Here is a 13,879-nt window from a genome sequence, read left to right on the forward strand (position 1 = left end):
GTGGCGAGTGCCGACGAGGCGGGGCTGCACAGCTGGCAGGCCGACCGCTCGCGGGCGCCGGTCGCCACCAAGATCGTGGTGGCGGGCGGCTTCGGCGTCGGCAAGACCACCTTCGTCGGCTCGGTCTCGGAGATCACCCCGCTGCAGACCGAGGCGGTGATGACCCGGGCCAGCGAGGACACCGACGATCTGACCGCCACCCCCGAGAAGACCACGACCACGGTCGCGATGGACTTCGGCCGGATCACCCTCGACCAGGACCTGGTGCTGTATCTGTTCGGCACGCCCGGACAGCAGCGGTTCTGGTTCATGTGGGACGACCTGGTGCGCGGCGCGATCGGTGCGATCGTGATGGCCGACACCCGGCGCCTGGAGGACTGCTTCCCGGCGCTGGACTACTTCGAGAGCTGCGGACTGCCGTACATCGTCGCGGTCAACCACTTCGAGGGCACCGAGGAGTACGCCGTCGAGGACGTCCGCGAGGCGCTGACCGTGCCGCCCCGGGTACCCGTCGTGATCATGGACGCGCGCCGGCGGCCCACGGTGGTCGCCGCGCTGCTCGCGCTGGTCGGCCATGCGCTGGAGGAAGCGCCGCAGTAGCCGGGCCCGACCGGAACCCGCCCCCGAGGGGCCGGGCCCGCCCCACCCCCCACGCCTCCCCCCCCGAACACCGCAGTAACAGAGAAGAGTGCCGCCATGCGGAAAATACTCGTCGTCGGAGCCGGCCAGTCCGGACTCCAGCTCGCCCTCGGCCTCCAGTCCAAGGGCTACGACGTCACCCTGATGTCCAACCGCACCGCCGACGAGATCCGCTCCGGCCGGGTCATGTCGACCCAGTGCATGTTCGACACCGCCCTGCAGCACGAGCGCGACCTGGAGATCAACTTCTGGGAGAGCCAGGCGCCGCGCATCGAGGGCCTGGGCGTCTCGGTCGCCGCGCCCGGCAGCCACGCCGAGCCCGGCGGCTCGCAGCGCGCCGTCGACTGGGTCGGCACCCTGGAGGGCTACGCCCAGTCCGTCGACCAGCGGGTCAAGATGGCCGGCTGGATGGAGACCTTCGCGCAGCGCGGCGGCCAACTCGTCATCCACGGCGCGGCCGTCTCCGACCTGGACTTCTTCGCCGGCCGCTACGACCTGACGCTGGTCTCGGCCGGCAAGGGCGAGCTGGTGTCCATGTTCGGCCGGGACGCGGCGCGTTCCCCCTACGACGCCCCCCAGCGCGCACTGGCCGTCGCCTACGTCCACGGCCTGGGCCCGCGCCCCGAGCACCCCCACTTCGACGCGGTGCGCTGCAACCTCGTCCCCGGAGTCGGCGAGCTCTTCGTCATGCCGACGCTCACCACCTCCGGCCGCGCCGACATCCTGTTCTGGGAGGGCATCCCCGGCGGCCCGCTGGACGTCTTCCAGTCCGTCAAGGACCCCGACGAGCACCTGGCCACGACGCTGGAGCTGATGGAGAAGTTCCTGCCCTGGGAGTACGCCCGCGCCACCAAGGTCGAACTGACCGACGCCAACGGCACACTGGCCGGCCGCTACGCCCCGACCGTGCGCAACCCCGTCGGCCGGCTCCCCTCCGGCGGCCTGGTCCTCGGCGTCGCCGACGTGGTCGTCGCCAACGACCCGATCACCGGCCAGGGCTCCAACTCGGCCTCCAAGTGCGCCGCGTCCTACCTCGCCGCCATCGAGGAGCGCGGCGAGGAGCCGTTCGACGAGGACTGGATGCGCGCCACCTTCGACCGCTACTGGGACACCGCCCGGCACGTCACCAAGTGGACCAACGCGATGCTGGCCCCGCCGCCGGAGCACGTACTGGACATCATCGGCGCGGCCGGCCAGATCCAGCCCGTCGCCGACCGCTTCGCCAACGGCTTCGACGACCCGTCCGACTTCGAGAACTTCCTCTACGAGCCGGACGCCGCACGGGCGTACCTCGCCTCGCACGGGTGACGTCGGCGGGCCCTACTTGGTCCAGGGCCACTTCCGGCGGCCCTGGACCTCCCGCCGCCCCTCGGGGACGTACTCGTACTTCCAGCCGCTCGGCAGGCCCAGGCGGCTCACGCGGGCGGGGACGCGCCGGTAGACGTGCAGCGTCGGCGGCCGCCCGTCGTCGTTGGGCACCGGGATCTCATAGGTCTTCGGCGGCTGGCCGGTCATCCCGACCAGCACCGGCAGCACCCGGCCGTCCAAGGGTCCGCCGACGAAGGGCGTGTTCTCGCTTCGCACGCCCCTCAGTCTTCCATCCCCGGAGCGGAACCGCAGGTCACAGCAGGTGCGCGGCGTCGCTGACGACCGGCAGGACGCGCCGGGACAGATCACCGACCGGGCCGTCGGAGCTCTCCAGCTTCAGCGCCGCCCGGGTCACCCGCGCGGTCTGCGGGTCGCGGGCCGCGGTCGCGGTCAGCAGTGCGATGAAGTGGTCCACCAGCCAGTCCCGCAGCTCGTCGAGGGCGGGCTGCTTGTGCTCGTCGAGCCAGATCAGCGAGGCGCCCTCGACGGCGGTGATCCACATGCGCACGGTCATCCGCAGCCTGACGCCCGGCTCCGGCTCGCCCAGATGCCGCAGGATCTGGTCGGCCGCGGCCCGCCGCACCTCGTCGACGATCGCGGACGTACGGGAGGTCTCCACGACGCTGCCGCCCTGGAGCAGCGCGCTGAAACCGGCGTCGTGCTCGTCGACGAACGCCAGGTAGCGGTCGAGTGCGCGGGACAGCCGCCGGGTGAGCGGCCCGGTCTCGGGCTCGGCGAAGCAGCGCTCCAGGATGTCGGCCGCACTGCGCAGCGCGGCCTCGTACAACTGCTGCTTGCCGCCGGGGAAGTAGCGGTAGACCAGCGGCCGCGAGACCTCGGCGGCGGTGGCGACGTCGTCCAACGAGACGTCCTCGGGCGCGCGCTGGGCGAACAGCCCGAGCGCGGCGGCGAGCAGTTGGCTGCGGCGCTGCTCGACGCTCAGCCTGCGATAGGCGGGTCGGGGTACTGCTGGGGCGGTGCCGCTGCCGTTCATGAACAGCAGCGTAACCGGCCCGGGGGTCGGCTCGTACACGTGCTCGGGTCGCGGACAGGGCATGCCGAGCGCTTCAGGCCAGCAGGCCCGAGCTGCGCCACAACCGGCGGCCCACACCGCGCAGCACGCCGATCTCGTCGAGGAAGTCGGTCAGCCGCCGGGCGCCGGACTGCATCACCTCGCGGCGGTGGCCACTGGCCTTCACCTGGGCGACGGCCTCCCGCCGGTCCAGTCCGACGTTGGTGTAGACGTCCGGGTTGACGAAGGCGACGGAGAAGACCCGGGCCGCCTCGCCGGAGCTGATCCGGGTCAACTCCCGCTCCCAGCGCGGCGCGGTGACCATCTGGCGGCGCAGCTCCTCGCGTGCGTAGCGGACATGGCGGGCCTCTTCGACGACATGGATCCGGGTCACCCCGCGCACGAGGGTCTGCACCCGCTCGTCCGGGAAGGTCAGCCGCTGCATCCAGTCCAGGATCTCCTCGCCGAGCAGGGTGCAGGCGAACGAGCCCGGGGTGGTGGAGACCGTCTTGAGGATCCGGGCGAGGTTGTGGTTGAGGCGCGAGACGGGGTACGTGGGCGCACCGCCCCGCTGGATCATGCGGGCGAACATCTTGGAGTGCCGGCATTCGTCGGCGATCTCGGTGAGCGCGTAGCGGACATGCGCGCTGGTGACCGGCTTGTCGTAGATGTGCCGTACGAGCAGCTGCATCAGGATGATCTCGAACCAGATGCCCAACGAGGCGAGCGAGGCGGCCTCGTGCCGGGAGAGGTCCTGCTGCTGCTCCAGCGACATCTTGCGCCACAGCGGGGTGTCGTAGAGCGAGACCAGCTCCGGCGGCCAGAACCACTTGCCCTCTTCGAGGGGCGCCTCCCAGTCGAGTTCGGTGTCGGGGTCGAAGGAGTGCCTGGCGGAGGAGTCGAGCAGGCGCTCGGCGACCTGTTCCCGGTCCTTGAGCAGGCCGAGGGCGTCCCGCAGGACTTCGGTGTCCGTCACGGTCATGGCGGTGGGCGCGCTCGTCATCTGGCTACCTCGCTAGTGGGTTACCGGCGGTCGGCTCTTATGAGACTGCTTGTCAGCAAGGGCGTCAATCCCCTGTGCGCGAGTTATTGACCCGTGAGTAAGAAACGTGTGAGCCTGCCAACCACCGTCCAGGGCAAGGCGTTCGGCGAGCCGAGGAGGCGTCCGTGTCGACCCGAGAGCTCTACGTGCAGGACCCCGGCGACCCGCTGTGGCAGGTCCCCGCCTCCGGTGCGGCCCGCTTCAGCTGGGAGTACGACGAGGGTCGCGACCGGCTGCTCGCGCTGTACCAGAAGGGCAAGGACAAGCAGTGGGACGCCACGCTGCGGATCGACTGGGACCTGGAGGTGGACCCCCAGGACCCGCTCGGTACGCCCGACGAGTCCATGTCCCTGTACGGCACCAAGTACTGGGGCAAAATGACCGAGAAGGACCGCGGCGATCTGCGCCGGCACTACACCGCCTGGCAGTTCAGCCAGTTTCTGCACGGCGAGCAGGGCGCCATGGTCTGCGCGGCGCGGATCGTGGAATCCGTCCCCGACCTCGACGCGAAGTTCTACTCCGCCACCCAGACCATGGACGAGGCGCGGCACGCCGAGATCTACAGCCGCTTCCTCCAGGAGAAGATCGGGATGCTCTACCCGGTCAACGACAGCCTCCAGACGCTGCTTACCGACACCCTCGAGGACTCCCGCTGGGACATGCCGTACCTCGGCATGCAGGTGCTGATCGAGGGCCTGGCGCTGGCCGCCTTCGGGATGATCCGCGACACCACCGACAAGCCGCTGCCGAAGCAGATCCTCGCCTACGTCATGCAGGACGAGGCCCGCCATGTCGCCTTCGGCCGGATGGCCCTGCGCGACTACTACAAGCAGCTCACCGACGCCGAACTCCGCGAACGCGAGGAATTCGTCATCGAGGGCTGCTATTTGATGCGCGACCGGCTGCGCGGCCTGGAAGTCCTGGAGAACTTCGGCATTCCCCCCAAGGAGGCCGCGGAATTCACCGAGCGCTCCGAATTCCTGCACCTCTTCCGGAAGCTGCTCTTCAGCCGGATCGTGCCCTGTGTGAAGGACATCGGGCTGTGGGGCGAACGCCTGCAGCGCGCCTATGTGGACCTGGGCGTCTTCGACCTGGGCGACGCCAACCTCGATCTGCTGATGGCCCAGGACGAGGAGCTCGCCGACAAGCTGGACGCGGAGCGCTTCGCCGCCGAGGAGGAGGCCCGCACGGCGGAGGTCGCGGAGGCGATCGCGCGGGGCGAGGCGGAGGACTGAACGGCCGGGGCCGGGACCGGGGCGCGCCCTTTCGACGCCCCGCCTCGACGACGACGCCCCGTTTTCCGGCCCCTCAGTTCAGCCGCCGGAACAACTCCGTGCAGACGATCCAGCACACCAGCACACCGGCCAGCACCGCGAACATCCGGCGGGACCGGCCCCGCCATCCCCGGACCATGACGTACAGCCCCGCATACGTACCGAGCAGATTCAGCACCGGAATCCACAGCAGCCCCGCATTCCTCGCCGCCGCGACCCAGAGGAAGCCCCACGGGGCCAGCAGCCCGATGACCACCAGCGCGTGCTCGTAGAAGCGCTGCTTCCAGGGCGGCAGCCCCTCTCGCGGGATCGGATCGCCCATATCGGGGAGCTCCGGTCGGGTCATGCGGTCCTCCCTGCTCACTGCCCGGCCTGCTCGACGGGCCGGTTGCCACAGCCCGAGCCGGTTACCGGGAATTGTCCCTGGGGCGTGTCCGCGAAGCCTCGCCGCCCCGACCGCGCCAGCCACCGCCCCTCGTGGCGGGACACCTCGATCGGGCGGCCGAAGCAGGCAGGGGCGGCCCGCCGGCTCCTTGCAGTCCTGTTCGGCGAGCAGTTCGTGCGCGCGCTCGCGGGTGGCGGCGTCGTACTTGCGCCACAGCGGCTGCACGGTGCCGGTCGCGCCGGTCGGTACGACGGTGTGGCCGGTCGCGTCCTGCGGCACCTTCTGCGTGCCGGAGACCAGGCCGATGACGGCGCGCAGCTCGCGGACGTCCACCGAGCCGAGCCGGTGGCCGAGCACCTCGACGGTGCCGACGGTGGGGAACATCAGCGCGCCGACGAGGCGCAGGACGGTGGTCTTGCCCACGCCGTTCGCGTCGAGCAACGCCCCGGCATCCTTCCGGGCGGGCGTCCGCTGTGCGGACCCGCGGCCCGGAGGGCGGCTGCCTCAGCGAAGCCCCAACAGGTCCCGCAGCCGCGCGTACTTCGCCGTCAGCCGCTCCCGCGTCGGCGCGTCCAATACGGCCAGCCGGGCCGGATCGGCGTTGTGCGCGAGATCGGACTCCTTGACCAGCAGCGCACCGGGCGTGGCCAGAATCCGCGCGGTGTACTCCTCGACCGGCTCACCGGCCCGCTTGGTGACCGCCAGGACCATCGCCTTGGTCGCCTCGCCGAGCGCCGCGCCGGCCAGCCACTCACCGCTCAGCGCGCCGTCCTCGACCGCGTCGTGCAGCCAGGCCGCGGCGATCTGCTCGTCGCTGCCGCCGCGCGCCCGCACGCCCGCCGCGACCGCCGCCAGATGCTCGGCGTACGGGCGGCCGGCCTTGTCGGTCTGCCCCGAGTGCGCCCGCCGGGCCAGCGCCTCCACTTCGGCCAGGGACAGCAGCGGGACGGGGCCCGGTGCGGCGGCGGAGGAGGAGGGCGGGGGAGCGTCGGCCATACGGCCATTGTGACCCGGCCGCCGCGGCCGTGCCGCAGCCGGGCCGCGCCTCAGCGCGCCGCCGCCATCACCGCCCGGGCGATCGGCGCCGCGCTCCCCCCGCCGCTGATGTCCGCGCGATCGGCGGCCGCGTCCTCGACGACCACGGCCACCGCCACCGTCGGCTCGTAGCTGTCCCGCTCGCGCGCCCAGGAGATGAACCAGGCGTACGGCGTGCCCTCGTTGTGCGCACCGTGCTGGGCGGTGCCCGTCTTGCCGCCGACCGTCAGGCCCTCCACGGCGGCGCGCCGGCCGCTGCCGTGCTCGACGACGTCGATCATCATCTCCTGGAGCTGCTGCGCGGTGGCCGGGCCGACCACCTGGCGGGTGGGCCGCTGCGGACCGGCCGAGACCATGACACCGCCGGCGTCGGTCACCTTGTCGACGAGGTACGGCGGCGTCAGCTGCCCCCCGTTGGCGACCACCGCCGCGACCATCGCCATCTGGAGCGGGGTGGCGGCGGTGTCGTACTGCCCGATGGCGGAGAGCGCGAGCTGCGCGGGGTCCATCCGCGTGTCGAAGGTGCTCGGCGCGACCGGCGAGGGGATGCGCAGCCGCCGGTCGTTGAAGCCGAACCGGTGGGCCGTCGCCGCCATGGTGCGCAGCCCGACCGCGGTCCCCAGCCGCGCGAAGACGGTGTTGCACGAGGCCCGGAAGGCGTAGACGAGGGGGGCGTCCTCGCAGTCCTCTGCGGCGTTGCCGAGCAGCGTGGAGCTGCCGGGCAGCGGATAGGGATCGGGGGAGTCCGTAGGGGCTTCGATGTCGGTGACCAGGCCGCTCTCCAGCGCGGCCGCCGCGGTGACGACCTTGAAGGTGGAGCCGGGCGGATAGGTCTGCTGCAGCGCCCGGTTGAGCATCGGCCGCTGCGCGGCGGCGTTGAGCCGGCGCCAGGCCTCGCTGACCGGCGCCCCGTTGCCGGACAGCTCACCCGGTTCGTACGACGGCGTACTGACCAGCGCCAGGACGCGCCCCGTGCGCGGTTCGATCGCGGCCACCGCGCCCTTCTTGCCGCCCAGCCCGGCGTAGGCGGCGCGCTGCATCCGGGGGTTGATGGTGGTGTGCACATCGCCGCCCCGGTGGCGGCTGCGGGTCAGCTGGTCCCACCAGGGGAAGGCGGCGAGCCGTGCGTCGGCGCCGGAGAGGATGCCGTCCTCGGCCTGCTCCAGCAGCGAGGTCCCGTAGGTCTGCGAGGAGTAGCCGGTGACCGGGGCGTAGAGCGGGCCGTCGGTGTAGGTGCGCTCGTAGCGCAGCCGGCCCCTGCTGTCCCGGGATCCGGTGACCGGCCTGCCGTCGACGAGCAGCTCACCGCGCGGCTTCTCGTAACGGGCGATCGGCAGCCGCCGGTTGGCCGGGCTGGCGCCGTAGTGCTCCGCCTCGACGATCTGCACCCGTGCGGCGTTGACCAGCAGGGCGAGCAGGAGCAGCAGGCAGAACGCGGCGGTGTGCCGGATGCAGCGGTTCAACCCACGGCCTCCCCGTCGCCGCTGCCGCTCGCCACCTCGCTCCCCTCCGGACGGGGCGCCCGTGCCCGGTCGCTGATCCGCAGCAGCAGCGCGACGATGATCCAGTTCGTGACGACGGACGACCCGCCCTGCGCGAGGAACGGCATCGCCATGCCGGTCAGCGGGATCAGCCCCATCACCCCGCCCGCGATGACGAAGACCTGCAGGGCCGGCAGCGCCGCGAGTCCGACGGCCAGCAGGCTGCCGAACGCGTCGCCCAGCCCCAGCGCGGCCCGGTAGCCGCACGCCACCAGCAGGGCGTACAGCAGGAACAGCGCGGTGAGCCCGGCCAGGCCCAGCTCCTCGCCGAAGGTCGCGAGGATGAAGTCGGACTTCATGGCGAAGCCGATCAGGGACGAGTGGCCCTGGCCCAGGCCGGTGCCGAGCATCCCGCCCGCGGCGAAGGCGAAGAGCGACTGGGCGAGCTGACCGGGCCCCTCGCCCGCATCGATGCCGGCGAACGGGTGCTGCCAGTCCTCGACCCGCCCGTGCACATGCGGCTCCAGCGTGCCGACGGCCGCCGCCCCGATCCCGGCCAGCAGCAGCCCGAGCGCGATCCAGCCGGTCCGCCCGGTCGCCACGTACAGCAGCACCACGAAGATCCCGAAGAACAGCAGCGAGGTGCCCAGATCGCGCTCCAGGACCAGCACGGCCACGCTGATCAGCCAGATCGCGGCGATCGGCCCGAGCACCCGGCCGGCGGGGAGCTGGAGCCGGGCCACCCGTCGGCCGGCGCGCGCCAGCGCCCCGCGGTTGGCGGCGAGATAGGCCGCGAAGAAGACCGTGATCAGCACCTTCGCGAACTCGCCGGGCTGAATCGAGAATCCGGCGACACGGATCCAGATCTTCGCCCCGTTGACGGCGGGGAAGGCGATCGGCGCGACCATCAGGAGCAGCGCCAGCGCCGCGCAGTGGTAGGCGTACCGCTGCAGCGTGCGGTGGTCGCGCAGCAGCACCACCACCGCCATGAACAGCAGGACCCCCACCGTCGACCACATCAGCTGGGTGGGCGCGGCGTGATCGGCCGGCGTCTCCAGATCGAGCCGGAAGATCAGCACCAGCCCGAGCCCGTTGAGGAGCACGGCGGTGGGCAGCAGCAGCGGGTCGGCGTACGGGGCGCGCAGGCGTACCGCGAGGTGCGCGAGCAGGGCGAGTCCGCTGAGCCCGGCGCCGTAGCGGAGCGCACCGCCCGGGAGCGCGTGCCCCCTGGCCAGTCCCACCACGGCGTAGCCGCAGACGCTGATCAGCACGGCGCCTACGAGGAGGGCCAGTTCGATTCCCCGCCGTCCGGGCGGTGGCGGCAAGGGTGGGGGAGTGTCCGCCGGGCGCGCCGTGGCGGCCGCCCCTGCCGTTGCCGTCATGTCTGGCAACGTAGCAAGCGGCGGCCGCTATTTCCGTTATGCCGGATACGGCGTTCGGGGCGTCGACGCCGGGCCGCCCCGCTTCAGCACCAGCGGGGCTCGTGCCCGTCGTGCACGATGTCGCGCTCCGAGGACCAGGCGTACGAGGAGTCGCCGAGCTTGTACCAGACGGGGTTGCCCTTGACGCGCTGTCCGTTGACCCGGCAGGCGATCTCCACGACCGCCCCGTACCGCTTCGAGCCGATGACGCGGTAATGGGTGCTCGGGCCCGTCCGCACCACGAGGCCCTCCTTGGCGACGACCCGACCCATGCGCATGGGGACGGTGGAGCCCTCGCCGTCACCCCCGTCGGAGCCCGCCGCCAGTGCCGGTCCTGCCGTGAGGGCGCCGGCCAGCGCCCCGGAAAGGGCACACAGAGCGAAGCTGCCGGACTTCGACCTCAAAATCATGCGCTTCGGAAACATGCGCTTCCTCCTGCGAAAGGGAGAGTCCTGCGAAAAGGGGGAGTCGAAAACGAGTGGGGTTTACCGGGCGTCAACGGGACGGACGGATGGGTGCCTGCGGACCTCTGTCGCGCGCCGCGTCCTGTCGCCTACCTCGCACTCATCTCACGCTAAAGAGACTCCGAAGGGTCCGCAACTTGTCACGGTACGTAGCAGTCGCACTCGGGGGTAGCGCCCCCGCTCCCGGCGTCAACCCGCCCGTGGGGGCGCCCGGTTGACTCACCGGGCCCGGCGTGCGTCCGGCCGCCGGAAGCGCCGCGTGGCCTTCACACACCTCTCTCCCGGCAGGCGGAGCGCGCCCACGGCCGTTCGGCCCGCCGTCCGGTCCGCGGCCCGGCCCGCCGTCCGGATCGCCCTCCGGCCCGCGGTCCGGACCCCCGCCCGGGTGCGCACGTCCGGGCCCGTCGGATACGAACGGTGGTCACCGCCCGCATCCGGCGCGGCCGTCGGGCACCGTCACGCGCTCCGCGCGCGCAGCGCGGTCGGGTCGGGCGCCGCCCGGCCCTCCGCGCCGGACCAAGGGAGGAATCAGGGTCGCCTCAGGGGTCTCCCAGGGGCGACCCGGGTTGTTCCGTGAACGCGGTCAATGGCAGTTTGTAAACTCTTCCCGACCGAATAGAAGAAGGCCGAACTCGTCACGCTGATGCGGACGACCTAAGGCACCGGTTGATGGCATGGACCCGCGCCATGACCACCGCAAGCGAGGGGCTATGGCGTACGACACACCCGTCCGCGCCGAGTGGGTCCCGTGCTGTCCCGGCCGCCTTGGGACGCCGAGTGCGGGTGACCGTCCCCCTCGACGAAAGGCAGTATGAGCGTCATGACGACTCTCCGTTCCCGGATCATCGCCTGGGCCGGCCGTATGTATCTGGCGAGAACACAGAAGAAAGGCTTCGACCTGTCTCGAATGTCTTTCTTGCCCGAGTCTGTCCTGATGCCCTTGCGTCGCGAGGGGCTCGACCCCGTAGGCGATTTGGCGACCGTCCGGGAGAAGGAGCCGATCAGCAAGCTCCCGGTGCCGATAGCCGCCAACGTCTGGCTGGTCACCGGATACGACGAGGTGAAGGCGGTGCTGGGAAAGGCCAATGCCTTCAGCTCGGACTTCACCAACCTCGTCGGCAAGGCCGGCGCCGGCGTCGAACAGAACCCCGGGGGCCTCGGATTCGCCGACCCGCCGGTGCACACCCGGCTCCGCCGGCTCCTGACCCCCGAATTCACCATGCGCCGCCTCGGCCGGCTCACCCCGCGCATCCACGAGATCGTCGAGGAGCGCCTCGACGCCATGGAAGCGGCGGGGAAAAACGGCGACCCGGTCGACATCGTCCACTCTTTCGCCCTGCCCATCCCCTCCCTCGTCATTTGCGAACTGCTGGGCGTCCCTTACGAGGACCGCGACGACTTCGAACGCCTCAGCGCGGCCCGCTTCGACCTTTTCAGCGGGGCGAACGCGTCCTTCGGCGCCATATCCGAATCGCTCTCCTATTTCCGGGACATCGTCAAGAAGCAGCGGGAGAATCCGGGTGACGGCCTGCTCGGCATGATCGTCAAGGAGCACGGCGACTCGGTCAGCGACGAGGAACTGGCGGGCCTGGCCGACGGCGTGCTGACCGGGGGCTTCGAGACCACCGCCAGCATGCTGGCGCTCGGCGCCCTGGTGCTCCTCCAGGACCCGAAGCACTTCGCGGCCCTCCACGACGGCGACGACGTCGTCGACCGCTATGTCGAGGAGCTGCTGCGCTACCTGACCGTCGTGCAGGTCGCCTTCCCGCGCTTCGCCCGCGAGGACCTGGAGATCGGCGGCGTGCAGATCGCCGCGGGAGACGTCGTGCTGTGCTCCCTGAGCGGCGCCGACCGGGACGGCAAACTGGGTCCGGACATGGAGCAGTTCGACCCCTCGCGCAACGTCCCGTCCCACCTGGCCTTCGGCTACGGAATCCACCGCTGCGTGGGCGCCGAACTCGCCCGGATGGAACTCCGCGCCGCCTACCCCGCCCTGGTCCGCCGCTTCCCGCACATGCGCCTTGCCGCCAAGCCGGAGGACCTGGCCTTCCGCAAGCTGTCGATCGTCTACGGCATCGAGTCGCTCCCGGTCCGCCTGGACGGCTGACGCCCGGATCGGACGGCTGACGCCCGGGCCCGCCCCCTCGGCCCGGACCGAACCGGGCCGGCGCCAACGACCGCGGTCCGGGTACCCGGCCGCCGCCCTCCCGACCGTTCACCGCCCGCTCTCGACGGCCGCCCGCGGGCGGCCGCGGCGGCGCGTCCTGCCCGTCGTCCGCGGGCGGCGCGCATGCAGAATCCCCGCGCCCGATCTCGCACGGTATCGCGCCGGTGGCATTCCGTGACAGTGGAAACCTGGAGGCCCGGCCCCCTGCTCACCGCCGCGAAGCCGGACATCCCCGATGCCTGACGTCCCCATCGTCCCGCCGGTCGGGATCAACTCGACCAGGCGGTGGACGACTTGGGCCGCCCTCGCTCTTGCGTGCACACCCCAAGCGGGCCCTCGCCGCTCACCGCGCCCTGGGCAGCCGGTAGGGCGTCGGCAACGCCCCAAGGCTCACCGCGGAACTCCATGGCGAGTGGGACGAGATCCCGAATCACCCGACGCCGTCGGAAAGAGGTCGGCAGGTGGCGCCAGGCCAGGCAGTGGATCTTCGTATTCCAGGCCGGCAATTAAGTGAAAGGCGACCGGCAACGAGAAAGGGCGGGAGTCAGTGAGACTGACTCCCGCCCTTTTCTTTCGGCATCCGCCCTGGTCACATACGGATTTTCGTAGGTGATGTGGCGAGTGCCCCCGGCAGGATTCGAACCTGCGCACACGGCTCCGGAGGCCGTTGCTCTATCCCCTGAGCTACGGGGGCGTTGCCGCTGTTTGTGCGGCGACGGGTAGAACCCTACCAGCTCTGATGGGGTGTTCATGAACAGGATTTGCGGGAGGTGGGGGAGGGGGTCGGGGGTGTCCGACGGGTGGGGTCCTAGCGCATGTGCGGGGTGTGCCGGTGGGGGTCGGGGAAAGGTCCCTCGCATGGGGGCGGAAGTGGGCAAAACCGGGACGGCGCCGCAGGTGGGCCCCTAGTCTCATGGTGTGCCTGGCTTGTCCGGTCGGATCCTGGTTGTCGACGACAACAAGGTGATCCGGCAGTTGATCAGGGTCAATCTCGAGCTGGAGGGCTTCGAGGTCGTGACCGCGGCTGATGGTGCCGAATGTCTGGATGTCGTGCACCACGTAAGACCCGATGTCGTGACCCTCGATGTGGTGATGCCACGGCTCAACGGTCTGCGCACCGCGGCGCAGCTGCGTTCCGATCCCCGGACCTGGGACATCCCGATCGCCATCGTCAGCGCGTGTACGCAGGGCGAGGTGAACAACGGTGAGTCGGTCGGGGTGGACGCCTTCCTGGCGAAGCCGTTCGAGCCGACCGAGTTGGTGCGGACCGTGGGGAAGCTGGTGCGCGAGGGCCGGCAGCGGGAGCGCGGGCCCGAGGGCGGGATGGGCGAAGAGGACAGCGGGGGCGAGGACGGGGAGAGCGATCGGGGCCGGGTGGGGATGGTGGAGGCAGGGGGCGGCGAAGCGGGGCCGATGGTCTGCCCCGGCGGCTGAGTAGCTGCGTAGCTGCCAAGCCCGGCCTGGCCCGGCTGCTGAGGACCGTCAAGCCCGGCCCGGCCGGCGGTCGCGCCGTGTCCACGGGGCCGGGTGGGTCCCGCGGAGTGTCCACAGGGCGAAACCGGGTCGCGTGGATGCCCCTGTTCTCCCATAC

Annotated in this window: 12 protein-coding genes, 1 tRNA gene and 1 pseudogene; 5 read left to right on the plus strand and 9 right to left on the minus strand. The window is 71.3% G+C overall.

Going from position 1 to position 13,879, the window contains the following annotated elements; all coding sequences use genetic code 11:
• Together ACFWZH_RS22820 and ACFWZH_RS22825 are read left to right on the plus strand one after the other, a co-directional pair.
• Nucleotides 1-600, plus strand: a complete 600-nt coding sequence (locus ACFWZH_RS22820; RefSeq protein WP_384434215.1) for an ATP/GTP-binding protein — start codon at nt 1-3, stop codon at nt 598-600.
• 96 nt (nt 601-696) lie between these two features.
• Nucleotides 697-1,947: a styrene monooxygenase/indole monooxygenase family protein gene (locus ACFWZH_RS22825; protein ID WP_384434076.1), complete on the plus strand. Its 1,251-nt coding sequence runs from the start codon at nt 697-699 to the stop codon at nt 1,945-1,947.
• A gap of 12 nt (nt 1,948-1,959) precedes the next feature.
• Here the strand turns inward: ACFWZH_RS22825 and ACFWZH_RS22830 are convergent, their stop codons facing one another.
• The 3 genes from ACFWZH_RS22830 to ACFWZH_RS22840 form a co-directional block, all read right to left on the minus strand.
• Nucleotides 1,960-2,223 (minus strand): hypothetical protein, encoded by a 264-nt coding sequence (locus ACFWZH_RS22830; RefSeq protein WP_384434079.1) that lies wholly within the window; start codon nt 2,221-2,223, stop codon nt 1,960-1,962.
• 37 nt (nt 2,224-2,260) lie between these two features.
• The gene (locus tag ACFWZH_RS22835; RefSeq protein WP_384434081.1) at nt 2,261-3,001 is read right to left on the minus strand and encodes a TetR/AcrR family transcriptional regulator; all 741 of its coding nucleotides are present in this window, start codon (nt 2,999-3,001) and stop codon (nt 2,261-2,263) included.
• 73 nt (nt 3,002-3,074) lie between these two features.
• Nucleotides 3,075-4,022 (minus strand): diiron oxygenase, encoded by a 948-nt coding sequence (locus ACFWZH_RS22840; RefSeq protein WP_384434084.1) that lies wholly within the window; start codon nt 4,020-4,022, stop codon nt 3,075-3,077.
• Between the two features lie 164 nt (nt 4,023-4,186).
• On the opposite strand from ACFWZH_RS22840, the gene ACFWZH_RS22845 reads away from it, so the two are divergent.
• Entirely contained in the window at nt 4,187-5,296 is a 1,110-nt protein-coding gene (locus ACFWZH_RS22845; protein ID WP_384434087.1) for a ferritin-like domain-containing protein, read from the plus strand.
• 553 nt (nt 5,297-5,849) lie between these two features.
• Here ACFWZH_RS22845 and ACFWZH_RS22850 read toward each other — a convergent pair.
• The 5 genes and pseudogenes from ACFWZH_RS22850 to ACFWZH_RS22870 all read right to left on the minus strand — a co-directional run.
• Nucleotides 5,850-6,164 (minus strand): annotated as a pseudogene (locus ACFWZH_RS22850) (ATP-binding cassette domain-containing protein); the annotation flags it as partial.
• 60 nt (nt 6,165-6,224) lie between these two features.
• Nucleotides 6,225-6,716, minus strand: a complete 492-nt coding sequence (locus ACFWZH_RS22855) for an HD domain-containing protein (RefSeq protein ID WP_384434090.1) — start codon at nt 6,714-6,716, stop codon at nt 6,225-6,227.
• 50 nt (nt 6,717-6,766) lie between these two features.
• The gene (locus ACFWZH_RS22860; protein ID WP_384434093.1) at nt 6,767-8,218 is read right to left on the minus strand and encodes a penicillin-binding transpeptidase domain-containing protein; all 1,452 of its coding nucleotides are present in this window, start codon (nt 8,216-8,218) and stop codon (nt 6,767-6,769) included.
• Nucleotides 8,215-9,618: an FtsW/RodA/SpoVE family cell cycle protein gene (locus tag ACFWZH_RS22865; protein ID WP_384434095.1), complete on the minus strand. Its 1,404-nt coding sequence runs from the start codon at nt 9,616-9,618 to the stop codon at nt 8,215-8,217. Before ACFWZH_RS22865 ends, ACFWZH_RS22860 begins: the two co-directional genes overlap by 4 nt.
• An 83-nt stretch (nt 9,619-9,701) precedes the next feature.
• Nucleotides 9,702-10,082 carry an SH3 domain-containing protein gene (locus ACFWZH_RS22870; RefSeq protein WP_384434097.1) on the minus strand — a complete coding sequence of 127 codons (381 nt, stop codon included), beginning with the start codon at nt 10,080-10,082 and terminating at the stop codon, nt 9,702-9,704.
• Nucleotides 10,083-10,932: 850 nt separating this feature from the next.
• Between ACFWZH_RS22870 and ACFWZH_RS22875 the strand changes: the two genes are divergently transcribed.
• Nucleotides 10,933-12,228, plus strand: coding sequence for a cytochrome P450 (locus ACFWZH_RS22875; RefSeq protein ID WP_384434100.1), 1,296 nt, complete (start codon nt 10,933-10,935; stop codon nt 12,226-12,228).
• A gap of 682 nt (nt 12,229-12,910) precedes the next feature.
• Here the strand turns inward: ACFWZH_RS22875 and ACFWZH_RS22880 are convergent.
• A tRNA-Arg gene (locus tag ACFWZH_RS22880) sits at nt 12,911-12,982 on the minus strand.
• 224 nt (nt 12,983-13,206) lie between these two features.
• Here ACFWZH_RS22880 and ACFWZH_RS22885 point away from each other — a divergent pair.
• Complete coding sequence (locus ACFWZH_RS22885) at nt 13,207-13,722, plus strand: PleD family two-component system response regulator (RefSeq protein ID WP_384434103.1); 516 nt, start codon at nt 13,207-13,209, stop codon at nt 13,720-13,722.
• The last annotated feature ends 157 nt before the right edge of the window (nt 13,723-13,879 follow it).

Source organism: Streptomyces sp. NPDC059008, assembly GCF_042749045.1.
In the GTDB taxonomy this organism is placed as follows: Bacteria; Actinomycetota; Actinomycetes; order Streptomycetales; family Streptomycetaceae; genus Streptomyces.